General features: G+C 62.9%; 29 protein-coding genes and 1 riboswitch. Of the genes, 10 read left to right on the forward strand and 19 right to left on the reverse strand.

Translation table 11 applies throughout. From position 1 onward, the window contains the following. Window positions 1-167 precede the first annotated feature (167 nt). Window positions 168-776, reverse strand: coding sequence for a YkoF family thiamine/hydroxymethylpyrimidine-binding protein (locus tag ACWGTO_RS24500; protein WP_454577374.1), 609 nt, complete (start codon window positions 774-776; stop codon window positions 168-170). After that, a riboswitch (TPP riboswitch) is annotated at window positions 767-879 on the reverse strand. It overlaps the preceding gene by 10 nt. 283 nt (window positions 880-1162) lie before the next feature. Here ACWGTO_RS24500 and ACWGTO_RS24505 point away from each other — a divergent pair. Beyond that, on the forward strand, window positions 1163-1528 hold the full coding sequence (locus ACWGTO_RS24505; RefSeq protein WP_454577375.1) for a hypothetical protein: 366 nt from the start codon (window positions 1163-1165) through the stop codon (window positions 1526-1528). Window positions 1529-1656: 128 nt separating this feature from the next. Here the strand turns inward: ACWGTO_RS24505 and ACWGTO_RS24510 are convergent, their stop codons facing one another. The 3 genes from ACWGTO_RS24510 to ACWGTO_RS24520 form a co-directional block, all read right to left on the reverse strand. Further along, complete coding sequence (locus ACWGTO_RS24510) at window positions 1657-1896, reverse strand: DUF2934 domain-containing protein (protein ID WP_454577376.1); 240 nt, start codon at window positions 1894-1896, stop codon at window positions 1657-1659. Between the two features lie 92 nt (window positions 1897-1988). Beyond that, complete coding sequence (locus ACWGTO_RS24515; RefSeq protein ID WP_454577377.1) at window positions 1989-2192, reverse strand: hypothetical protein; 204 nt, start codon at window positions 2190-2192, stop codon at window positions 1989-1991. Between the two features lie 100 nt (window positions 2193-2292). Further along, window positions 2293-2619 carry a DUF1236 domain-containing protein gene (locus ACWGTO_RS24520; RefSeq protein WP_454577378.1) on the reverse strand — a complete coding sequence of 109 codons (327 nt, stop codon included), beginning with the start codon at window positions 2617-2619 and terminating at the stop codon, window positions 2293-2295. Window positions 2620-2829: 210 nt separating this feature from the next. On the opposite strand from ACWGTO_RS24520, the gene ACWGTO_RS24525 reads away from it, so the two are divergent. Further along, window positions 2830-3138: a DUF982 domain-containing protein gene (locus ACWGTO_RS24525; protein ID WP_454577379.1), complete on the forward strand. Its 309-nt coding sequence runs from the start codon at window positions 2830-2832 to the stop codon at window positions 3136-3138. Between the two features lie 14 nt (window positions 3139-3152). Here ACWGTO_RS24525 and ACWGTO_RS24530 read toward each other — a convergent pair whose 3' ends face one another. Then, the gene (locus tag ACWGTO_RS24530; protein ID WP_454577380.1) at window positions 3153-3452 is read right to left on the reverse strand and encodes a hypothetical protein; all 300 of its coding nucleotides are present in this window, start codon (window positions 3450-3452) and stop codon (window positions 3153-3155) included. Window positions 3453-3628: 176 nt separating this feature from the next. Between ACWGTO_RS24530 and ACWGTO_RS24535 the strand changes: the two genes are divergently transcribed. The 3 genes from ACWGTO_RS24535 to ACWGTO_RS24545 all read left to right on the forward strand — a co-directional run bounded on the left by ACWGTO_RS24535 (window position 3629) and on the right by ACWGTO_RS24545 (window position 4535). Beyond that, window positions 3629-3901: a hypothetical protein gene (locus ACWGTO_RS24535; protein ID WP_454577381.1), complete on the forward strand. Its 273-nt coding sequence runs from the start codon at window positions 3629-3631 to the stop codon at window positions 3899-3901. Window positions 3902-3998: 97 nt separating this feature from the next. Next, window positions 3999-4283 carry a PRC-barrel domain containing protein gene (locus ACWGTO_RS24540; RefSeq protein WP_454577382.1) on the forward strand — a complete coding sequence of 95 codons (285 nt, stop codon included), beginning with the start codon at window positions 3999-4001 and terminating at the stop codon, window positions 4281-4283. Window positions 4284-4385: 102 nt separating this feature from the next. Then, window positions 4386-4535 (forward strand): hypothetical protein, encoded by a 150-nt coding sequence (locus ACWGTO_RS24545; RefSeq protein WP_454577383.1) that lies wholly within the window; start codon window positions 4386-4388, stop codon window positions 4533-4535. Window positions 4536-4652: 117 nt separating this feature from the next. Here the strand turns inward: ACWGTO_RS24545 and ACWGTO_RS24550 are convergent, their stop codons facing one another. From ACWGTO_RS24550 to ACWGTO_RS24565, 4 genes are all read right to left on the reverse strand, one after another. Then, the gene (locus tag ACWGTO_RS24550; protein WP_454577384.1) at window positions 4653-4871 is read right to left on the reverse strand and encodes a hypothetical protein; all 219 of its coding nucleotides are present in this window, start codon (window positions 4869-4871) and stop codon (window positions 4653-4655) included. 267 nt (window positions 4872-5138) lie between these two features. Beyond that, window positions 5139-5546, reverse strand: a complete 408-nt coding sequence (locus ACWGTO_RS24555) for a hypothetical protein (protein ID WP_454577385.1) — start codon at window positions 5544-5546, stop codon at window positions 5139-5141. Between the two features lie 189 nt (window positions 5547-5735). Next, complete coding sequence (locus tag ACWGTO_RS24560) at window positions 5736-6464, reverse strand: hypothetical protein (RefSeq protein WP_454577386.1); 729 nt, start codon at window positions 6462-6464, stop codon at window positions 5736-5738. A gap of 491 nt (window positions 6465-6955) precedes the next feature. Further along, window positions 6956-7192 carry a hypothetical protein gene (locus ACWGTO_RS24565; RefSeq protein ID WP_454577387.1) on the reverse strand — a complete coding sequence of 79 codons (237 nt, stop codon included), beginning with the start codon at window positions 7190-7192 and terminating at the stop codon, window positions 6956-6958. A 227-nt stretch (window positions 7193-7419) separates the two neighbouring features. Here ACWGTO_RS24565 and dinB point away from each other — a divergent pair, with 227 nt between their 5' ends. The 3 genes from dinB to ACWGTO_RS24580 all read left to right on the forward strand — a co-directional run bounded on the left by dinB (window position 7420) and on the right by ACWGTO_RS24580 (window position 10971). Further along, window positions 7420-8661 carry a DNA polymerase IV gene (gene dinB / locus ACWGTO_RS24570; RefSeq protein ID WP_454577388.1) on the forward strand — a complete coding sequence of 414 codons (1242 nt, stop codon included), beginning with the start codon at window positions 7420-7422 and terminating at the stop codon, window positions 8659-8661. 307 nt (window positions 8662-8968) lie between these two features. Then, window positions 8969-10327, forward strand: coding sequence for a sensor histidine kinase (locus ACWGTO_RS24575; protein ID WP_454577424.1), 1359 nt, complete (start codon window positions 8969-8971; stop codon window positions 10325-10327). Continuing rightward, complete coding sequence (locus tag ACWGTO_RS24580; protein ID WP_454577389.1) at window positions 10324-10971, forward strand: response regulator; 648 nt, start codon at window positions 10324-10326, stop codon at window positions 10969-10971. Before ACWGTO_RS24575 ends, ACWGTO_RS24580 begins: the two co-directional genes overlap by 4 nt. Before the next feature lie 72 nt (window positions 10972-11043). Here the strand turns inward: ACWGTO_RS24580 and ACWGTO_RS24585 are convergent, their stop codons facing one another. Continuing rightward, window positions 11044-11499 (reverse strand): hypothetical protein, encoded by a 456-nt coding sequence (locus ACWGTO_RS24585; RefSeq protein ID WP_454577390.1) that lies wholly within the window; start codon window positions 11497-11499, stop codon window positions 11044-11046. Window positions 11500-11795: 296 nt separating this feature from the next. Between ACWGTO_RS24585 and ACWGTO_RS24590 the strand changes: the two genes are divergently transcribed. Together ACWGTO_RS24590 and ACWGTO_RS24595 are read left to right on the forward strand one after the other, a co-directional pair. Beyond that, window positions 11796-11990, forward strand: a complete 195-nt coding sequence (locus tag ACWGTO_RS24590) for a hypothetical protein (RefSeq protein ID WP_454577391.1) — start codon at window positions 11796-11798, stop codon at window positions 11988-11990. Window positions 11991-12036: 46 nt separating this feature from the next. Next, window positions 12037-12129, forward strand: a complete 93-nt coding sequence (locus ACWGTO_RS24595; RefSeq protein WP_454577392.1) for a putative RiPP precursor — start codon at window positions 12037-12039, stop codon at window positions 12127-12129. 100 nt (window positions 12130-12229) lie between these two features. Here ACWGTO_RS24595 and ACWGTO_RS24600 read toward each other — a convergent pair whose 3' ends face one another. From ACWGTO_RS24600 to minC, 9 genes are all read right to left on the reverse strand, one after another. Next, entirely contained in the window at window positions 12230-13420 is a 1191-nt protein-coding gene (locus ACWGTO_RS24600) for a hypothetical protein (protein ID WP_454577393.1), read from the reverse strand. A gap of 109 nt (window positions 13421-13529) precedes the next feature. Continuing rightward, window positions 13530-14585, reverse strand: a complete 1056-nt coding sequence (locus ACWGTO_RS24605; protein WP_454577394.1) for a sugar-transfer associated ATP-grasp domain-containing protein — start codon at window positions 14583-14585, stop codon at window positions 13530-13532. 64 nt (window positions 14586-14649) lie between these two features. Continuing rightward, window positions 14650-15531 carry an EamA family transporter gene (locus ACWGTO_RS24610; protein ID WP_454577395.1) on the reverse strand — a complete coding sequence of 294 codons (882 nt, stop codon included), beginning with the start codon at window positions 15529-15531 and terminating at the stop codon, window positions 14650-14652. A gap of 211 nt (window positions 15532-15742) precedes the next feature. Continuing rightward, window positions 15743-16324, reverse strand: a complete 582-nt coding sequence (locus tag ACWGTO_RS24615; RefSeq protein WP_454577396.1) for a dihydrofolate reductase family protein — start codon at window positions 16322-16324, stop codon at window positions 15743-15745. Window positions 16325-16489: 165 nt separating this feature from the next. Beyond that, window positions 16490-17026: an SRPBCC family protein gene (locus tag ACWGTO_RS24620; protein ID WP_454577397.1), complete on the reverse strand. Its 537-nt coding sequence runs from the start codon at window positions 17024-17026 to the stop codon at window positions 16490-16492. Beyond that, entirely contained in the window at window positions 17023-17478 is a 456-nt protein-coding gene (locus ACWGTO_RS24625) for a metalloregulator ArsR/SmtB family transcription factor (protein WP_454577425.1), read from the reverse strand. The genes ACWGTO_RS24620 and ACWGTO_RS24625 overlap by 4 nt, the downstream gene beginning before the upstream one ends. 320 nt (window positions 17479-17798) lie before the next feature. Next, a complete protein-coding gene (gene minE / locus ACWGTO_RS24630; RefSeq protein WP_181061161.1) occupies window positions 17799-18071 on the reverse strand; it encodes a cell division topological specificity factor MinE in 273 nt (90 codons plus the stop codon). Continuing rightward, window positions 18068-18883 (reverse strand): septum site-determining protein MinD, encoded by an 816-nt coding sequence (gene minD, locus ACWGTO_RS24635; protein WP_029869303.1) that lies wholly within the window; start codon window positions 18881-18883, stop codon window positions 18068-18070. The genes minE and minD overlap by 4 nt, the downstream gene beginning before the upstream one ends. Window positions 18884-18944: 61 nt before the next feature. Next, complete coding sequence (gene minC / locus ACWGTO_RS24640) at window positions 18945-19775, reverse strand: septum site-determining protein MinC (RefSeq protein WP_454577398.1); 831 nt, start codon at window positions 19773-19775, stop codon at window positions 18945-18947. Between the last annotated feature and the right edge of the window lie 68 nt (window positions 19776-19843).

Genomic DNA, 19843 nt, shown 5'->3' on the forward strand with positions numbered 1-19843 from the left:
CTCCCCCCTTGTGGGGGAGATTGGATGTCGCCTCCGCCATCGCCAATCGCCGAAGCTTCCCCTTCGCCCTGCAGCTCAAGGTCAGATGTGAAGGCATCTCCTCCACGCAATGGGTTGGGCAAAACAGCCACGGCAATTTCCCTCGACGGCACGCGAAAAAGCGCGGCTCAGACGGCGCTCGGGCTGTTCGCCGAAATCGTGATGTCGAGGGTGACGTGGCCGGCGCCGGGGCCGAAGCGGCAGAAGGCCTCCGTGAGCGTTGCAAACACCGCGCCGGCATCGCCACGCAGTTTGGTGCAGAAGTTCTTTGAGCGATCAAAGACGCCGGACTGCTTCAGGAAATCGATGCAGCCATAGATTTCATCCATATGGTCGCCCGTGCCCATCACATAGAGCGAGAACTGCGCTGCCACCGGCTGGTCGGTCGATGGCGTCGCCTGGACGGCACGGATCGCGGCGACCTTGCGCTCGTCCAGCGGAATGGCGGGTCCGCCGGTCTGGTCGGAGCGGCAGATCGGATCGTCGGGCTCACCCGGACAGCCGCGCGAAACCGCAGCCGAAAGCACGCAGTGCCTGCCGCTTTTGGCCGCCGCCACGAACAGGTCGCGCATGGCGGGGAACAGCACTTCGGGCGGCCCGACCAAAAGCGTCGAGATGTCGTCGGTCTCGATCCGCAGCCGGTCACGCCAGGGGTCGAGCGCGCCAAGCGCGCCAAGGATGACGCCGACGAAATCGTCGGTCATGGGATAAAGGGAAATCTGTGCGCCTGAAAACATCGCCCGCCTCGCTCCGCTGGTATTATCCAGATCAGCTTTAGGGTCCGAAGGCTTGCCGCCCGCATCTCAGCCCCGACCATACGGAGCACCCCTGTGGATGCGCGGGTTAAAGCACTGTTCGAGGCATTGGGGAAGCCGTTTTGTTGAGGGGTTGCGGGAAAGTGTTTGGGCCACATGGGCGGGGGTCCCCGCTCCCCATGGTATAAGATTTTCACGGATTTCTTCTAACTTGCTTGAAATTCAAGCCGATACAGGCAATCGGTGCGGATTAGCTGGCCCGATAATTCCGCAGTGCATTGGCACCCTTATCGTTCAAATTGTACGCTATTTGCTTGACGCAATTTCGTACGTAAAGTACGATTGCTCTTTTCAACAAGGGGAATTCCGTGAGCACAGCGAACCATGCCGCCTTCGCCGACCTCTCCCGCCCGCTGTTGCCGCTGCCGCTGCTGTCGTCCTTGTCGCTCGACCAGCGCGAACGCCTTGCCGGAGCTTGGCGAATGGCCAGCCAGGACATCGCCGACGATATCCGTTTCATCCGCCAGTATCTGAAGGTGATTGCAGAGAAGGAGGAGAGGCTGTCGACCGGCACGCTCGTTCACAGCCGCGCCTATGTCGAGGCCTGCGCCGGCTGGCTGCCGCAAACGGTGGCGCGCTATCTTCGACACCTGCGCCAGATCACCGAATGCGAACTGGCCATGACAGCTGCCGGTATCCGCTTTGCGCTGTCGTCGTGTGCCTGGGAGGCATGAGACGCGGTTAGCCAAACAAAACAAAATTGCGCTGCCCATTGCAGCCGCAATTCGTCAGGTTGAGAGGCTCGGCTCAACGGCGAGCGCCAAGGACGGGCGACTTCAGCCTTGCCCTATTTCGACTTGCCCTATTTGGACTTGGCCTTGCCGGACTTTGCAGCCGCCGGCTTTGCGGCCTTTGGCTTGGCGTCGGCCTTGGCGGGCTTCGCAGCAGCCTTCTTCGCCGCTTTCTTCGGCTTGGCGGATGCGCCATCGATTTCAGCCGTGGCCTGTTCCCAGTGCTCCTGATGCGCACCTTCGGGCCGGCCGGCGTTTTCCCAAATCTCGTGCGCCCGCTGGCGAATACGGTCCTGTTTGTCGTCCGTCACTTAAGCCTCCGTGGTTGGGTCCGATCGGTTGGTCCAGATTCCACGAAAACATTAGCCGAAAATTCAGCCGGCGTCTTGAGGGACGAGACGTCTCAGTGCTGATCCGAAACCACGGCGACGCCCAGTAGCGCCGCCTTCTTGACAATCAGCCCGGCCAGGTCGGCATCCGAACGATCGGTTCCGGTGCGCTCGCGCAGGAGCGCGATTGCTTCCTTCATTGACAGCAGCGCGGTGCTGCGCTCAGCCAACAGCTTGTCACAACACGCCGCCACATTGGTCTCGACATGCGGCAACATGGCAATGCTCCTTTCTTTTCGTCCTTTGGCCCTGCCGCCCTTCTTGGGAAGAACGACAGGGCCTGTATCACCGATAAATAGTCAGGTCGGTTGTCGAGCGTTACTCGACCACCTCGACAATTCTTCGCGTGCTGGGATCGACCAGCACGGTGTGGTTGTCGACGACGGCGTATCTGTACTGAACGTCAGGAACCTCCTGCAACTCGACAGTGTCGGGCAAGGCAGAGCCGACATTCAATTCGACGCCGAGCAGATTGATCGAGGCAAGCGGATGTTTCTTTACGTATTGGCGCACGACCGTGCGCTGTTCGGGGGTGATGATCACCTGCTGCTGTGCCGGCTGCGTGACGATGACCTCATCGGCGGCGGCAACGCCGAGGCCGGCGATCATGGCGAGCCCGGCGACGGGAATAAGGACGGTTTTCATCTTCGTCTCCTGTCGTTGTGTGCGAGCTCCGCCGTGTCCCCGCACGAGGCGAAAACAGCACAAATCGAGATGGCGGGCTCCTGGAGGCAAACGCCGCCAGTACGGTCTTGTTCCGCAAGCGGATACTAAATTGATCGCCTTTCAGCCCATGTCAGCTGGAACCGCATCGGCCTGTTCGCATTGAAGACGATCCCTCAGGAGACCTTTAATATGGACGATTTGCGGCTCCAAATTCCCGTGGCGATTGCGGTGGGCGCCGGCTTCAAACGCAACATCGCGACGTTGGCCGAGATGCATAATTTTCTCAAGGAATGGCCGCAGGCCAGACGCGGCAAGTTCTACGACACGGCAGTGAGGGCCTGCGAAATGGCCAGGGCCGGACACTTGACCAAGGACCAGGCGCGGCGGGCTTTCACAACCTTTGCCGAAACGGTCGGCATTGCGTGGACCGGCATTGATCCGGTGACTGCGCTACGCCTGGCCAAGGCTGGAACCGGCCGGCCTCGGCTCATACTGTAAGGCCTCAACCGAGATCATTGCTTCGGCGGCTGCACAGGCACCTCGCCGGGCTTGATCACCGGCGTCTTGCCCTGATCCGGCGGCGGCTGCGTCATGCCCTGATCACCGCTGGGTGGCGGCTGCAACACGCCGCCGCAAGAACCAAGATCGGCGGTCGAATTGCCGTTGCCGTCTTCGGCGGGAGGCGGCTGCTGGCCGTTGTCCTGGGGCTGCGCCTGGCAAGGCACGGAAGGAGCTCCCTCGCCGCTGTCTTGCGCGGCGGCAGCGCCGGTAAGGGCCAGCAGCGCGCACGGCAAGAAAACAAAAATCTTCATTGTCCGGTCTCCGTCTGGGAATCGTCTTCGTTTTGGCAAATGCAGCCCAGCGGCAATTGGTTCCCCCCAGTGGTTCCAGGTCATTCCCCAAGCAAGGTGGACCGGTTTCGGGAACCTGCTTGCCAGCGGCGAGTTCCACTTTCTCGATGCAGAGGACCGACCCAGGGAGAAAAATTATGGACCCGCGGAGAAAGCGAAGCGACGAAGTGGAAGCGCCGGCACCGAGCCAGCAGGACTGGGATGCGCTGCGCGGCGCAAGGATCCTGCCCGACGCAGCAGATGAGGAAAGCCTGCCGGACACCACCGGTGTCGAGAAGGAAGGCGACCTGCCGGAGGAAGACGACGACAACCCCTATCAGGACAGTGACGATGCCTTGCCCGACGATGCCGAGGAAGCCGCCATCGGTCGCGACCCGGCGCGGCGCGGTGGTCCTTTCGACGAGGTGTAGGCCCGAAGCTGTCTGCACCGGAGTTTCGTGGTGTTGTACCGGAACCCTTCGCCTGTTCGCTGGTTAGGAAATTGTCCGAACCCAGAGGAGATCGATCATGGATCACACCAATCACGCACGACTTGCCAGCACGGAACTCACGCCCGACATACTCGAAGGCGCGACAATCTATGGTCCTGACGATAAGAAGATCGGCTCTGTCGATCATCTGCACGGCAGTCAGGTTGTCATCGACGTCGGCGGCTTTCTTGGCATCGGCGCCAAGCCGGTGGCTGTCGCCGCCAGCCAGCTTGACTTCATGCGCGACGAGGATGGCGACGTCCACGCCGTCACCAGCTGGACCAAGGACCAGCTCAAGGCGATGCCGGAGCATCGCGACTGATATTTTTCGAAGGGTCGGGCTGCGGCCGTACTCTTCGTTCGTCACGCCAGTGCGCCCTGGCGGCTTGGCTTCAGCGGCGCCCTGGGGATCAGGGAGAGACCGATGATCAGAAAACTCAAATCAGGAAAATATCGCCTCTATTCGCGCAAGATCGATGAAAAGACCGGACGGCGACGCAACCTTGGCACTTTCGACAGCCGCGAGGCGGCCGAGAAACACGAACGCGAAGTCCAGTATTTCAAGCGCCATTGAGATCGCTCACCCGACCTCTTCAAGCGCGCAAGCAATCGCCCGGCGCTGAGCGCGCGCACGCTTCGGCCGGCCGGCAACCGCCGGCGCTTGAAAGCCGACGGCCGGGCAATCGGGCATTCAGTTCGCGGAATCGCCGAGTACTTCGGTGACGAAGGACGCGGCGATCAGATCGTCCGCGTCGAGGCGTAGGGACCCTTCGCTACTCCCCATAATGGCTGCGACCTTCTGGAATGTCTGCATCTCGTGTTCGGTAATCCTGGCGTTTCGCATCCTGGCTTTCAGATCGGCGACGCGTCTGCCCAGCGAGGCGGACGCCCCGATTTCTCTTTTCGACATGGTGTCGTGCTCCTCCCCCAACCCTGTTTTGCCCCTTGCCCGCTTAGCTGTACCCAGTGCTGCCTATTTATAAGGCAGCACGAATACAGTCGCGGCAACGCGCGGTACCAGGGAAGGTTCCAGCGCCAAATGGTCACTAAATAATACGGGAGGGCCGACAGCCGAGGCGACGGCACGCGCTGCAACCTCTGGCTGCAGCCATCAGGCCAAACCAACCCGCGTCGCTATTCGCGACGCGGTCAGACTTCAATCGCCTTGCGCGGACAGTCAGCGAGAAACCGACGGCACGGCTGCGGCCGAACGTGCCGCTTCCGGTGAGAACACCACGAAAGCAAAGACCAGAACAGCGGCGGCGACGATGAGCGAGCCGCCGGCAACGACAGGCTCAAGTGCCGGATTTCCCTGCAGCATCACGTAGAGGGCAGGCAGCATGATCACCACGCCAACCGTATAGAGCCAGTAGTGGATGATGGCGACGCGGCGTGCCGCCTTTTGCGGATTGAGCGCGTAGTAGCCGCCGAAGATGGCGCTCGTCACCCAGCCCAGCAGGTTGATATGCGCATGCGCCGGGAAGGCGCTGTGATCGCCTGAGATCGCCATCTGCAGGCCAGCCGCAATTCCCAATATCAGGAACACGATGGCGGTTTTAAAGAAAAGTTCCGAAACCCTAGGCATGTCGTTTCTCCCCTATGCCGTTTACCCCGACATTGCGAAGGCTACACGCGGGAGTGAAGATTTTCCATGCCGCACTTGGGGTTAGCACCGCTTTTCCCTTGATATTGGCAGTTCCCTCGTGCCGGCAAAAAAACCGCCGGGGCGAACCCCGGCGGCATATAGATTGGGCCGTTTCAGCCGCGATCGGCTTTACGGCGTTGGCGCAGGTGCCAGCTTGGCGGCCATTTGGTCGATCTTCTCGGCAAGCACGCCGTTGGCCCAGTCGGTGACCTCGGCGTCGACTGGCTTGTTGGCCATATCGGCGAGCGCGTCGTCGAGCGATGGGATGTTGCCGGTAGCTTCGGCGGCCGCATCCTTGGCATCCAGTGCCGCCTGAGTGGCGTCATCCACCGCGGTCTGCGCGGCGTCGAGATCGGCTTGGGTCGGGACCTCGTCGGGCGGGGTAAGCGGGTCAGCCGCTTTCGCTTCTAGCGCGTCGAGCGCGGCCTGGGCGTCGAGGACCGCCTGATCAGCGGCATCTACCGCGGCTTGGGCGTTCTTGGCAACTGCCGACTGTGTCACATAAGCCTGAACGCCGGCGAACTTCTTGCTCTTGGAGTTCAAATAGGCGTTGATGTTGCGTTGCAGCGAGTTCAGCCGGCCGAGCTTGGCGTGGATGTTCTTTTCCTTGGGCGTCGCGGCGACCTCGACGTCATCGACGTCAGCCAGGTCATCGGTCGAGGCCTTTTTGCCGTGAGCCGATGCCGACTTGCCATGCGAAGCGCTGTTGCCGGATTTGCCGCTATTGCCGCTGCCATGGCCGTTGCCGCCGCCGTTACCGCCACCATGGCCGTGGCCACCACCGTTACCGCCACCGTTGCCACCGGCACCAGCCAGGGCCGGAGAGGCCAGGAGCGCAAACGCGGCAAGCGCCGCCAAAAGAGTTTTTCGGGATGTCATGATACCTCCTCGGGGATAGCCGCCACCGCCGACCCGCTATAGCAGCGCCATATGAGAATTTGCTAATTCGATGGAGTAAACTTTAGATAAATGTGGTTGCGATATGCGATAATCGGCTTGCAAAAAGGTTGGACAAATCTTGTAACTAATTGATATTTAAACATAAATATGAACATGGCCGGACGAACGGGCCCTTTGCGCGACTGACGCCCTATACTGATCAGACCTTAGCCCTAATTGCTGTGATACTTAGGTCGCAACCAGCGGAGCCATGACTGTCGTCGCGTAACTTATCGATCAGCATCAAACACGGGATTCCACATGCCCGGCCAGCCATCAATTTAATGATAAACCTGCCGGAAGGGGCAGCCGAGACGGACGGATTGAGCGCCAGAATGCAGGCCTTCGGAGCATCGGTGGTGGTCGATTTGGTCGCCCGGGAAGGACAGCCTTTCAAGCGCTTGCGGCATCTATGGCATCAGCAGGATGTCGGCGCCCGGCTGTTCGTCGAACAGCACCGCACAGCCGCGTCCCAGCGCTACCGCCGACAGTGCGTTGGCGACTGCCTCGTCCGGCGACACAAAATCACCCGTCAGCACCCGCAACTCTTCCACCGCCTTGGCCATAGACACGCAGTGCCCGGCAACGCGATCGCTCGTACAAGCGTCAACGACGCTGACGAGGTCGCTCATCTCGAACTGGCCCATACCGGCCTCCACGAAACAATGTCCCATCGAGACACTCAACGCCGTGGCGAGAGACAATGTTCCCTGCATCCGGCGGCAAGGCAAATCGACGGCCGGATCTCCTGCGAATTCACTGGAGGTTAAGCGCCACGCTTGACAGCGGACCCTGTTTGTTCTCTATTTGTTCTGAAAAGCCGCCCCTCGCAACAGACGCGGCTAATGCTGCAACGCCTAAAGGAACGGCCGGGATGGAACCGACCATCCTGCATGCGGATCTCGATGCCTTCTATGCCTCGGTCGAGCAGCTGCTCGACCCGTCGCTCAGGGGCAAGCCGATTGCCGTCGGTGGCGGCGTCGTGCTGGCCGCTTCCTACGAGGCCAGGGTTTTCGGCGTGCGCGGCGGGATGCCGGGACGACGCGCGCGGGAGCTTTGCCCGCAGTTGATCTTTGTTGGCGGAAATTTCGGCGAGTACCAGAGGCTGGGCGATGCGGCGATAAAAGTGCTCGACGATTTTACGCCGCTGGTCGAGCGCATCTCCATCGACGAGGCCTTTGCCGATGTCGCCGGCTGCACGCATCTGTTCGGGGCGCCGGCCGAGATCGCCGCCACGGTGCGGCGGCGTGTGCGGGCCGAGCTCGGCCTGCCGATCTCGATCGGCGTGGCGCGCACCAAACACCTGGCCAAGATCGCCTCGCAAGTGGCGAAACCCGACGGGCTGGTGGTCGTCGATCCGGCAACGGAGCTCGCCTTCCTGCATGACCTGCCGGTCGGCTTGATGTGGGGCGTCGGCCCGGCGACCAGGGCGCGGCTGGCAGAGATCGGTGTCGAGACAATCGGCCAGTTGGCCAAGACTCACAGCGGTGCGTTGCGCCGGCTGCTTGGCCCCGCCGCCGGCGAGAAGCTGGCATCGCTGGCATGGAACCGCGACCCGCGAAAACTCGAGACGCACCGGCGGGCGCACTCGGCCGGCGCACAGTCGGCACTCGGCAAGCGGCCGGCGGAGGCCCATGTCTTCGGACCTGTTCTTCTGCATCTGGCAGACCGGGTCGCCAGCCGGCTCAGGGCGAAATCGCGGCCCGGCCGCACGGTGACGGTGCGGGTGCGTTTTGCCGATCTGCATGCGGTCACGCGCTCGGTGACGCTCGATCAGCCGATTTCGGCAACCGCGATGCTGGCCGAAATCGCCGAGGAGCTGGTGCGCGGCGTGCTGGCCGCCAACCCGCGGGAGAAGACCATCTCGCTGCTGGCGATCTCGGTGTCGCAGCTGGAAGAAAGTGCCGAGCTGCAGCTCGAGTTGCCGCTCGGCCTCGATGACGAGAAGCAGCGGCCCGGCAGCAAAAAGGGCCTGGCGCGCTTTGGCGCCGACCGCGCCATCGACAAGATCCGCCAGCGCTTTGGCAGAGAGGCGGTCGGCTATGGCGCGGTGGCGCTGGAAGCCCGGCGCTCGGTTCCCGACGCCTTCCGCGAACTGGCGGAGAAGGAGCTGTGAGACCTATCGGCCGGTGCGCCAATAGCGATGCACCTTGACGCCGCTTGCGCTTGCCCCATTCCAGGGCTCGCAAGCTATGCCGTCACGGTCGGCGTCGTGTGTCGGCCAGTAGCCCGGTGCTCCCACATCCAACGCTGGAACGGCAGGAGCATCATCCTTGGCACACCAGACTTTCCATGGGCGCAAAATCTTGCACAGGCAATGTCGCAAACGCTGCAGTGCCTCTATAACAAGTACGGGGTAGGAAAGGTGGATCGTGCGATTGCTTGGGGTTTTCCTGGGAGAGTTCTTTCAACGTTGGGGCAGACTGTCGCTGGCCCTGCAGTTCCTCATTGCCGGCGGTATCGGGCTGCTGGTGGTGATGCTGGTGGTTGGCCTGTGGGTGACTTCGCAGATCCGGCAAGGCGTCATGCGCAATTCCGCCGCGACCACGGCGCTCTATGTCGACAGCGTGATCGCGCCGCTGTTGCCCGACATGCGCAAAAGCCGCGAGCTCGACGACACCGTCAAGCGGGCGCTGGACGAGACGCTCGACCAGGGTGCACTCGGCAAGCGGCTGGCGTCGTTCAAGCTGTGGCGGCGCGACGGCACGATCCTCTACGCCAAGGATACGACGCTGATCGGCAAGGTGTTCGAGCCGAACGCCAACCTGGTCGCCGCCTTCAGCGGCAATGTCGTGGCCGAGTACAACGACCTCGATGACGACGCCGAGAGCCCACACGAGAAAAAGACGGTGGCTGGACCGCTGCTGGAAATCTACAATCCGATACGCGAACCCTGGTCGGGCGAAGTCGTTGCCGTTTCAGAGTTCTACGAAGTTGCCGACGACTTCGAAGCGACGCTGAACGTCGCCCTGTGGCAAAGCTGGCTGGTGGTGGCCGGCGCCACGGCGGCGGCATTGGCGCTGCTCTCGGGCATCGTCTTTCGCGGCAGCCGCACCATCCAGACCCAGCGGGCGGCGCTCGAGGCCAAGATTGCCGAATTGCGCGCGCTGCTGTCGCAGAATTCATCGCTGCGAGAGCGCGTGCAGCATGCCTCGCGCCGCGCCGCCGCGCTCAACGAACGCTATCTCAGGCGCATCGGCGCCGATCTTCACGACGGGCCGGCCCAGCTCGTGGCGCTTGCTGCACTCAGGATGGACAGCCCGATCCTGCTTGATCCCGGCGCGTCCACCGCGCTGCGCGAAGCCGAGATCGCCGACATCCACAAAACGCTTGACGAAGCTATCCACGAGATACGCGGCATCTGCAACGGTCTCGTCCTGCCGCAGATCGAGACGGCGGCGGTGCTGGACATATTGCGGCTGGCGGTCGCCGAACACCAACGGCGGACCGGAACCTCGGTTTTGCTGACGCTGCCGAAGCGCTTGCGCGAACCCGGTCCTTCCGAGAAGATCAGCATCTATCGTTTTGTCCAGGAAGGCCTGAACAATGCCTATCGCCACGGAAAAGGCCGGGATCAGGCGGTGAAAGCGGCAATGAAAGGCGGCAAGCTGTTCGTCGAGGTGCTGGACGGTGGTCCCGGATTCGACCCGGCAAGAAGCGAGGGCCTTGGGCTTGCCGGTCTGCGGGAGCGTATCGAGAGCATAGGCGGCCAGTTCGAAACCGTATCCGGCCCACAAGGCACACGACTGATGATATCATTGTCCATCGAGGAGCAATCGTGACCCACGCCATCCGCATTGCCATTGTCGACGACCATCCGTTGTTTCGCGAGGGCGTAGCGCGCAGCCTCGGCGAGATCGGCGGTTTCGAAGTGGTCGGCGAAGGCGCCAGCGCCGAGGATGCCGAGAGGCTGGTCACGGCCACGCGGCCCGACATCGTGCTGCTCGACATCAGCATGCCGGGCGGCGGGCTCGCCGCCGCGGCAAACATCATGGCCGGGCACCCCGGCCAGAAGGTCGTCATGCTGACCGTGTCGGAAGCCAACGCCGATGTTGCCCAGGCGCTCAATGCCGGCGCACGCGGCTATGTGCTGAAAGGCGTCGGTTCGAAGGCGCTGGCCGAAATCCTCAGCAATGTCGCGGCTGGCGAAAGCTATGTCTCGCCGACACTGTCGGCCCGGCTTCTGTCGGACCTGTTGCAGCCGGCGAACCGCAAGGCCGATCCCATGCAGCAGCTCACCGGCCGCGAGACAGATATTCTGCGCCTGGTGGCGGAAGGCTTGAGCAACAAGGAAGTCGCCGCACGGCTTTCGCTGCAGGAGAAGACGGTCAAGCATCACATGACGCGGGTTCTGGCCAAGCTCAATGTCCGCAACCGCACCGAGGCGGCGCTGCTGATGCGCGAGGCGCGGGAGCGCGCGGATTGACGTGCCGCACACGGACCACACCCATCGGCACGGCACCTGAGGCAAAAACATCCGCCCGAAAGCGGCTGGCTCTCACAAACTTTTCAAACGTGCCACATCGGCGGGGGTCGCCGCCCGTTCGACAATGGTGCGGTCGAGCGCATCCTTCATCGTGAACCGGCCATTGTGGATATCTTCCTTCATGCCGTTGGGATGGGTGACCGTGATGCCGGTGGCGTCGACCGCAACCTGGTCGCCGGTTGCGGAATTCACGTGGCTGGCCTTGCCGGCGCCAGTATTGCCCTTGCCTTTGCCGTTGCCACCGCTGTTGCCGTTTCCACCGCTGTTGCCGTTGCCACCGCCATTTCCGTTTCCACCGCCATTGCCGCCGCCACCCCCATTGCCGCCGCCCCCATTACCGCCGCCATCCTTGGCGAAGGCATTGCTGGCGGCAATCTTGGCGGCGCCGTCAAAGCTGAGGTGATAGGGCACAAGCACCAGGGCGAGCGTCGTGGACGCCCGCAAGGCAAGCCAGGAGAGTTGGCGCAAGCGCGTAATCTGTTCTACCCCTGATCGTCAGCGAGGACCGATTCGATCCGTCAAACGGATGGCGTTACCAGAACAGCATTCACAAATCGACGCTCTTGCGAAAGCGGCTTACGACCCCTGTCTCAGTCAATACAGACCTTTTTTGTAAAATTGTAAGACTTAAGTCCGATATCTTGCAACCACTGGCTGCGTCAGGTCTGTTTGAGCAGGCCGACCAGCCAAGCCAGGCCCGCATCAATCAATGCGCGCCCAAGAACAACGCTTTCTCGATGAAGGTGGATTTGCGGATTTAGCGCATGGGCGACAAGAAAAGCCGAGACGGGATGACGGTACCGCAAAGGTTGACAGTGTCGATCTGTCAGGCATTATCGCATGATCCTGGAGGGATCACTGTGAAGAAAACCTATTTGAAGCCGGTGCTGGTCAGGAAAGGCAAGCTCTCGCAGGTTACGGCGGTCGCCAATGGCGCCGGTTCCAGCCCGATCGAGTGAAATCGTTCTATCGCCTAAGCCTAGAGCCTGACATTGGAGATGCCACATGAAGAAGACCTATTCCAAGCCGGTGCTGGTCAAGAAGGGCAAGCTCTCGCAGATCACCGCGAACGGTGCTTCCAGCATTACCCCGGGCTGAACCTTTCACCCCGATTGATCGATGCCATCCTGACAGAGTCGGGCGGCCTGATCGTTTCTAGAGCATGATCTTTTCCCGAGCCGCAGGTCTCGGGACCAACTCAGTGCGCAACCACCATATCTTCGAGCACTAGCTGCCAGTAGTGGCGTGTGGAAAAACACACGCGCGTCACCGCCGCCAGCATCGGCGCGTAGTGCACGGGTGCCAGCGCCGACAGGGTGACGGTGTCGCTGGCGACCAGCCGGTCGCCGAGCCAACTCTCGATCAGGGCGGTTTCGCCTTCGGACTTCAACCACGCCGCCGTCAACATCACGGAGTGGAAGCCGAACGGTTTTTCGCTGGAGAGTTCGGCCGGATGCCCGCTGCTGGTGTAGCAGATATGGTCTCCCGAGATGTTGCCGTTGACATAGCCTTCGCTGCCGTCGATGTGATCGCGCGCCATCGCGTTCAAATTGAACCAGGTGAACCCGGCATAACCGGACGGCACTTTGCGCAAGCCGCGCCCGGTGACATCGTCGAAACCGATGGTCTGCAAGGAGGCATCCCCGTCGATGGCGGCATTTTCGGGCGACAGCAGGCCGACCTCCGTCGGGTAGGCCGACAAGGCCAGCCGGCGCGCCACACCATCGCCGGTGATTTCGACCGCGTCGGCGTCATCGGGCAGATCGACGCGAAAGCCGCCGCCATCACCAAGCGGATGCACCCCCACCTTTTCCCCCTTGCTCATCACCGTGACGCTCGCCGAGACATTACCGGCAACGCGGCCGCTGAGCTGCCGCACAGGAAACAGGCCGACCGGCTGCAGCATCGCCTCCGTAACCAGCCCCGTTGGCGAACCCGGCAGCGACCGGACGTGCTGCGACTGGACCTCGTTGGCGCTGCTCGAACGCCAGCCGGGCGGTACCGAAACCGCGAACCGATAGTTGCCCGGCAGATGGATGGGCGCGGCCCGGTGTTTCGTCGACGTCTTGAAATTGGCAAAACCAGCGCGGTTGCTTCGCGCCGCTGCCACGAGACGGCCCTCGCCGTCATGCAGCCTGACCATGATGCCGGCCATCGGCCGGTCGCCCAGCCCATAGCGGCCGTCGCGATCGGCGTCGAAATACACAAAAGACGAATAGTTGAGGTCGCCGCGGCTGTCCGACCAGTCCCGCCGCACGGCGTAGTCATTTGACGGATTTTCCCGCAGCCGGGCCTTACGGCGAGACCGGACCCGTCGCCAGGCGAGCGCCGCAAAGACAAGGGCAAGCCCCAGCAGGATTGCCGCTTTGACCAAAGAAGATTCAAGCACCGCTGTCAGCCTTCGCCACGCCCATGGGATCTCCGCGATGAGCCATATACCGATGCCGCGGCATTCAGAGCAACCGGACACCCGGAGCCGGCGAACCCTGCGTGTGATCTCACATCCGCATTTCAGCCCAGAAGCTGCGCTGCTCCGGCGTCTGTTTGAGACTGCCGTGACATTGGTGGATGTCCAGCCCGGCGCTGGTGTTGGCCTCGACGATGACGATGCCGGTTGGCATCAGGGCGACATCCCATCCAACGAGGCCGGGATAGGGCAACAGACTCGCAAGATGAAGCATCACCGACTTGACGGCCTGCCAGTCGGGCACGGCAGCACCGCGAATCTGGAGACCGCTTTCGGGGTGCGTTTCCCGGAACTCACGCCTCTTGAGTTCAGCATTATAGAACAGCCCGGCGGCCAGGACGCCAGTGTCGATATCCACCTTGGCGGCGATGCCGCCTTTGCCCGATTGCCAATTGTCGGTGGGATAGGTTGCAGGCCGGCCCATTTTCATCGTCGCTGCGAGAAAGGCCGGCCGGTGGTCTGAAAAATGCGTGCCGGTCAGCACGCGCAGCGTGTTCAACGTCGCGGGGAAGAAGGCTTCGCTCCAAGGCCCCTGCCGGATGATATCGGAGACGATGTAGCCGGTGGACGAAGCATTGGAAAAACCATCCAGCAATTGCCGCGCCTCGATGCGATTACCGTTTGCGAGGATGCCGTCGGGCAATTGGGCCAGCCTCTTGACGCCTTTGCCCTTGCCCTCGCCAGCGGGCTTCAGGAACAGTTCGCCTTTTTCGGCGAGCAGCTGAAGCAGCGCATCCAGTTCGCGGATCTTGCCATCGCCAGCCAGGCTTATGAGCTTTTGGCCTGCGACATAGTGGGTGACCGGCGGCGCCACGGATGGCATGACGCAATCGAGCCAGAGTTTCTGAACCAGTTTGTTGTGCAGTGCTTGCGCAAGGCGGAGATTGTAGGTCGCCTTGCGTCGCCGTTCCAAGGTGAAGTTGAAATAGTCATGCTCGCGATAAGCCTTGGCCTCCAGCATCACCAGGCCTTTTGAGGGATGCCCCTTGAGCAGGCTGCGAAGCCGCCAACCGAGGGTCGGAGCTGAACTGGAAAACTCCGTCTCGAGAAAGGCTTTGTAGAACAACCAGCGCCGCGCAATCGACATGCCCTCTCCCCTGCCCGGGCATCAAGGTATAACATTTCGAAAGACAGTTCACGCCGACCGGCAGCTATTCCGGCGACGGCACCGGCGGCTTGTTCGTCAGCGCGGCACCGAAGGCGGCGACGACCACGGCGGCGATGCCCGCGCATTGCAGCGGACTCAGGATCTCGTGCAGGAACAGGAAACCGGCCAGCGCGCCCAGCGCCGGCTCCAGGCAGGTCAGCGTGCCGTAGAGCCTGGCCGGCATCCGGGTCAGCGCCACCATCTCCAGCCAGAACGGCAAGGCGCTGGAGAACAGCCCGACCAGCAGCGCGCTGACCAGGATCGCAGGTGCGAGGAGGCCGGACCCCGCCTCGGCGATGCCGAACGGCAAGGCGATGGCGGCGGCGATGGCCAGCCCGTAAGCGGTTGTCTGGCTGCCGAGCTCGGCGCCCGCCTTTTGCGCAAAGACGATGTAGAGCGCCCAGCAGCCGCCGGCGGCAAGCGCCAGCATCACGCCGATCGGGTCGAGCGCACGGCCGGAATGGATGAAGGGCGACAACAGCACGATGCCGGCGACGGCCAGCGCCACCCAGACAAAGTCGCTGGCGCGCCGCGACGACAGCGTTGCCACCAGAAGCGGACCGGAGAATTCGAGCGCCACCGCGACGCCGAGCGGGATTCTGGCAAGGGCGGCATAAAACAGAAGGTTCAGCGCCGCGAGGTTCACGCCATAGGCGATGAGCCAGGGCAGTACGGCGCGCGACGGCCACACCCGCCAGGGTCTCAGCACCGCCGCCAGCATCAGCGCCCCGACGGCAAGCCGGAGCGCCGTGGTGCCATTGGCGCCGATCAGCGGGAACAGGCCCTTTGCGAAGGTGGCGCCGATCTGGATCGACACCATGGCGCCAAGCAGCGCGCCAATCGGCAAGGCTTTCGCTTCGGTTCGGGCAATTGGCGTCGACGTCAATTCTGTCTCCTCCCCGCAGCGGTGCGCCGCAGCGTCGGCACGGAGATACGGGCAACCGGCCCGGCTGTCGTGTGGCACGGCCGGGTCGTTTATGGGGCAAGCGATGCGCGACGCCATTTCCTCTCCCCCGTCGATCGGAGGAGAGGAAAGGTGCCCGCCGGATTCATTTCGCGCGCCCTTTCTCCCGCCGATCGGAGGAGAGGAACAGAGGCTAATTCATCAGCCCATACACCAGGCTTACCCGCCCATCCGAAAGCTGGCCGACCTTGCGCAGTTCCAGCTTGTGCCGGGCGTGCACTGTGCCGAACAGCGCCTTGCCGTCGCCGGCAAGCATTGGATAGACGATGAGCCGCATCTCATCGACAAGCCCGGCCTCGATCAGGCTGGCGGTGATACGGGCGCCGCCCATGAGGTAAATGTCCTTGCCGGGCTCGCGTTTCAACGCCGCGATGTCGTCGAGGCTGCGCAGGAAGCGCGTAGAGGCCCAGGCCGCCGAAGTCATCGTGTTCGACAACACATAGTGGGGCGTCTTGGCGGCAAAGCGCGCCCATTCGAGTTCGGCCGGGTCGACCAGCTTGCCGGTCATCGGCAGCGGTTGGTCCGGCTCATTTTGCTGGATCGCGCTCCAGTAGCGCTCGTAGCCGGCATACATGACGCTGCCGAGCAGGCAGGCATCAATCTCCGGCATCAGGCCATATTCCTCCGACCAGTTGTCGACCCAGTCCGCGAAGCCTTCGGGCCCTTCCATCTTGCCGTCGATGGAGATCTTCATTCCGGTGATCAATTTACGCATGACTTCCTCCTTCAGGCTTGCGGGATGCAAGCACGTTGCTTCGTTTCATTTCTGATGGCGCGCCGCGGTGGCTGGCGAAGGCGCGTGTTTCGCCGGCCCTTGCGCCGGCATCCGGCGCGAGGGATCGATGGTGCCCCGCCCGGTTGGACCGGGCGATGCGTCAGGTCAGGCCGGCAGGCGCTGGTCGTATTCCGTCATGAGACGGCTCCAGCCGTCCCAGAACGGTTCCGGCTGTTCGCCCGCCACGCGGGCGGCCAGGATGTCGAGATGCGCGTGCCAGCCGGCGGCATGCATCATCAGGCTCGAGCGATCAGCCAGGCGGCGGTGGACCAAGGTGAGCAGGACGTCGTCACCGCGCTGCGCCAATTCGAACGTGACATTGCCGCTGCCGTTCCAGGTGATGGTGAGCTTGCGCGGTGGATCGCATTCGACGATCTGGTTCTGCATCCGCTGCTCGCCGCCACTAAAGGCGGCCGGCCTCTGACCGGGTGGGTCGGTCAGTTCGTCGTTGCGCCAAACGAGCTCGAAGGAGGAGCCTTCGTCCATATCCATGTCGCCGGCCGCCAGCCACTGGCGGCGCAGATCGCTCTGCGTCAGATATTCCCAGACGCGTTCCATGGTTCCAGGCAAAAGCCGTTCGATCCTCAAAGTGGCCGGCTGGATCAGCTGGGCGTAGCCGTCGAAGCTGTTCATCTGGTTCATTGCTCGTCTCCCTCGGATGATGTTGGCCTGGGTGATTTTGGCCTGGATGGTTCCGGCCTGAGTGATTCCGACTTGGCTGGAGTTGCGGGTTCCGGCGTTGACTGTGTGGTCGACGTTTTACGCCCCGCCTCCTCGCGCAAAAGCTGTTCGAGCACATCGAGGCGGCTGTTCCAAAAACGCGAGTATTGGCCAAGCCACTGATAGGCGGTGGCCAGCGGGCGGGCCTCGAGCCGGCAGACATGGGTGCGGCCGCGCACTTCGCGACGGATCAGCCCGGCATGCTCCAGCGCCTTGATGTGCTTGGAGGCTGCGGCCAGCGACATGGCAAAGGGCTGGGCCAGTTCGCTCACCGTGCGCTCGCCGCCGGCGAGGTCGTTAAGCATGTGCCGGCGCGTGGTATCGCTAAGGGCGTGAAAAACCTGGTCCATCTGGGGCGTCTCTAATTCAACCATGTAGTTGAATATAGAGGCGCGCTTTTGAATAGTCAACCGTTTGGTTGAATGTTTTTCGAGATAAGGCCGCCTACCTCCCCCTTGTGGGGAGGTCGGACCGCAGGTCCGGCTGGGGATGCTTGGCGCCAGCTTCGCAAGATGTTCCTCGCCCCACGATAGTGGGGAGAGGTGGCGCGGCGAAGCCGCGACGGAGAGGGGAATGGCTCGGCCTTGAAAATGATTCAGAGGGAACCCGCCAGCGTCGCAGGCCCCCTCTCCGACCGCTTCGCGGCCACCTCTCCCCCGCTTTGCGGGGGCGAGGAAACCCAAGTCCTGTTAACTCACCCCGCCATTGCCAGCGGCATCGGGCTCTTGTTGGGGATCTGGATGTCGATTTCCAGCGTCGACATGGTCTCGCCGCGGTCCATCGAGACCTGGAGGTAGTCCTGGTCGATCTGCACGTGCTTGGCGATCACAGCCATGATCTCCTCGCGCAGGATGGAGACGAGATCGGGCTGGCTGCGGTTGCGGCGCTCATAGGCGAGCAGCACTTGCAGCCGTTCGCGCGCCACCGGCGCGCTGGTGCGCCGCTTGAAGATGTCGAGCAGGTTCATGCCGCCCTCCTTCCCAGCAGACGGTCAAGGAAGCCCTTGCGCTCGAAGGGCACGATGACCGGCAGTTGTTCTCCCTCAAGCCGCTTTGCGGCATCGATGTAAGCCTTGGCGGCGGCGTTGAGCGGCTCCGACAGCGTCACCGGCGAACCGAGGTTGGAGGCGCGCAGCACATCCTGGCTCTCGGGAATGATGCCGAGCAGCGGCGTCGACAGGATCTCCAGCACGTCGTCGATCGACAGCATTTCGCCGCGCGCCGCGCGCGCCGCATCGTAGCGCGTGACCAGCACGTGCTTGGCGATCTGCTCGCCCTGTTCGGCGCGCAGGGTGCGGGCGTCGAGCAGGCCGATGATGCGATCGGAATCGCGCACCGACGACACTTCCGGGTTGGTGACGATGACCGCCTCGTCGGCAAAGCGCATGGCGAGCTGGGCGCCGCGCTCGATGCCGGCCGGGCTGTCGCAGAAGACATAGTCGAAGACCGAGCGCAGCTTGCCGATGACCTCGGCCACCCCCTCCTCGGTCAGCGCATCCTTGTCGCGCGTCTGCGAGGCCGGCAGCAGGAACAGCGTCTCGACCCGCTTGTCGCGGATCAGCGCCTGCGACAGCTTTGCCGAGCCCTGGATGACGTTGACGAGGTCGAACACGACGCGCCGCTCGGCGCCCATGATCAAGTCGAGGTTGCGCAAGCCGACATCGAAATCGACCAGCGCCACCTTCTTGCCGGTCTTGGCGACCGCCGCCCCCAGAGCCGCGGTCGAGGTCGTCTTGCCGACGCCCCCCTTGCCCGAGGTGACCACCACTACCTTGCCCATCAATAAAGCCTCCGTTGTTGTTCGTTATGTCGCTGACCGGGCGCGAGCCGCGCCCGGCGCATTAGCTGAAAGGGGCGATGCGCAGCATGCCGTTGTCGAGAAATGCCTGCACAGGCTTGCCCCGGACTGACGGGTCCATCTCCTCGGCGGTGCAATACCAGCCATCCACCGAGAGAAGCTCGGCCTCGTTGCGGCGGCAGAAGACACGGGCCGCCGTGTTGCCTTGAGCGCCCGCCGAAGCGCGGCCGCGCAGCGTGCCATAGACATGGATCGAGCCGGTGGCGACGATCTCGGAACCGGAAGCGACCGAGCCCAGCACGATGACATCGCCATGCGGATGGAAGATGAGCTGCCCAGAGCGGATCGGCGAACGGATCATCAACGTGCCCGCGTCGAGGGACTTGGCCTTGGTGTCCTGCGGCAGCGGCCTGGCCTCGCCCGCCGCCTTCAAATCGCCCGCGGCTTTCACATCACTCGAGCTCTTCGAATCACCTGCCGGCTTCATACCATTCGCCGCCGTAGCGTCCTCCGCCCTGCCCGCCTTGCGGCTCGGCTGCAGCAGGCCATCGGTGGTCGCCTCCTTGGCGCCGACCAGCACCGGCGGCAGATGCGCGCCAAGCTCGGCGCCGCCATCGAGCTCCATGGCATAGACGCGGATGCCGCGCTGACCGAGCACGCCGACCAGCGCTTCGATGGCCACGACATCGGGCTTCAGCACGTTCAGATCGAGCACCACCGGGCGCCCGGCGAAATAGCCCGGCGAATTTCCGATCCAGCGATCGAGGCTCTCCAGCCACACATCCAAAGGCGCCTCCGGCGTCAGCGTGAAAGCGACGAAGGAGCGGGCGCGAAAGCGAATGGATTTGGCCTCGAGGGGAGCGGCAAAGGTCACGGCGGGCGATTCCTTACTGAGAGGTAAACGCTAGCGGTGGTATGGTTAATGAAAGGTTAATTTTTTCA

It is taken from the genome of Mesorhizobium sp. PL10 (assembly GCF_053714315.1).

What these genes read in the sequence shown, in the direction of transcription:
- ACWGTO_RS24500 (WP_454577374.1), bottom strand. Translation starts at nt 776, where the DNA reads ATGTTTTCAGGCGCACAGATTTCCCTTTATCCCATGACCGACGATTTC.
- ACWGTO_RS24515 (WP_454577377.1), bottom strand. Translation starts at nt 2,192, where the DNA reads ATGTTGCCGCATGTCGAGACCAATGTGGCGGCGTGTTGTGACAAGCTG.
- ACWGTO_RS24520 (WP_454577378.1), bottom strand. Translation starts at nt 2,619, where the DNA reads ATGAAAACCGTCCTTATTCCCGTCGCCGGGCTCGCCATGATCGCCGGC.
- ACWGTO_RS24525 (WP_454577379.1), top strand. Translation starts at nt 2,830, where the DNA reads ATGGACGATTTGCGGCTCCAAATTCCCGTGGCGATTGCGGTGGGCGCC.
- ACWGTO_RS24530 (WP_454577380.1), bottom strand. Translation starts at nt 3,452, where the DNA reads ATGAAGATTTTTGTTTTCTTGCCGTGCGCGCTGCTGGCCCTTACCGGC.
- ACWGTO_RS24535 (WP_454577381.1), top strand. Translation starts at nt 3,629, where the DNA reads ATGGACCCGCGGAGAAAGCGAAGCGACGAAGTGGAAGCGCCGGCACCG.
- ACWGTO_RS24540 (WP_454577382.1), top strand. Translation starts at nt 3,999, where the DNA reads ATGGATCACACCAATCACGCACGACTTGCCAGCACGGAACTCACGCCC.
- ACWGTO_RS24545 (WP_454577383.1), top strand. Translation starts at nt 4,386, where the DNA reads ATGATCAGAAAACTCAAATCAGGAAAATATCGCCTCTATTCGCGCAAG.
- ACWGTO_RS24550 (WP_454577384.1), bottom strand. Translation starts at nt 4,871, where the DNA reads ATGTCGAAAAGAGAAATCGGGGCGTCCGCCTCGCTGGGCAGACGCGTC.
- ACWGTO_RS24555 (WP_454577385.1), bottom strand. Translation starts at nt 5,546, where the DNA reads ATGCCTAGGGTTTCGGAACTTTTCTTTAAAACCGCCATCGTGTTCCTG.
- ACWGTO_RS24565 (WP_454577387.1), bottom strand. Translation starts at nt 7,192, where the DNA reads ATGGGCCAGTTCGAGATGAGCGACCTCGTCAGCGTCGTTGACGCTTGT.
- dinB (WP_454577388.1), top strand. Translation starts at nt 7,420, where the DNA reads ATGGAACCGACCATCCTGCATGCGGATCTCGATGCCTTCTATGCCTCG.
- ACWGTO_RS24590 (WP_454577391.1), top strand. Translation starts at nt 11,796, where the DNA reads ATGGGCGACAAGAAAAGCCGAGACGGGATGACGGTACCGCAAAGGTTG.
- ACWGTO_RS24595 (WP_454577392.1), top strand. Translation starts at nt 12,037, where the DNA reads ATGAAGAAGACCTATTCCAAGCCGGTGCTGGTCAAGAAGGGCAAGCTC.
- ACWGTO_RS24605 (WP_454577394.1), bottom strand. Translation starts at nt 14,585, where the DNA reads ATGTCGATTGCGCGGCGCTGGTTGTTCTACAAAGCCTTTCTCGAGACG.
- ACWGTO_RS24615 (WP_454577396.1), bottom strand. Translation starts at nt 16,324, where the DNA reads ATGCGTAAATTGATCACCGGAATGAAGATCTCCATCGACGGCAAGATG.
- ACWGTO_RS24620 (WP_454577397.1), bottom strand. Translation starts at nt 17,026, where the DNA reads ATGAACCAGATGAACAGCTTCGACGGCTACGCCCAGCTGATCCAGCCG.
- ACWGTO_RS24625 (WP_454577425.1), bottom strand. Translation starts at nt 17,478, where the DNA reads ATGGTTGAATTAGAGACGCCCCAGATGGACCAGGTTTTTCACGCCCTT.
- minE (WP_181061161.1), bottom strand. Translation starts at nt 18,071, where the DNA reads ATGAACCTGCTCGACATCTTCAAGCGGCGCACCAGCGCGCCGGTGGCG.
- minD (WP_029869303.1), bottom strand. Translation starts at nt 18,883, where the DNA reads ATGGGCAAGGTAGTGGTGGTCACCTCGGGCAAGGGGGGCGTCGGCAAG.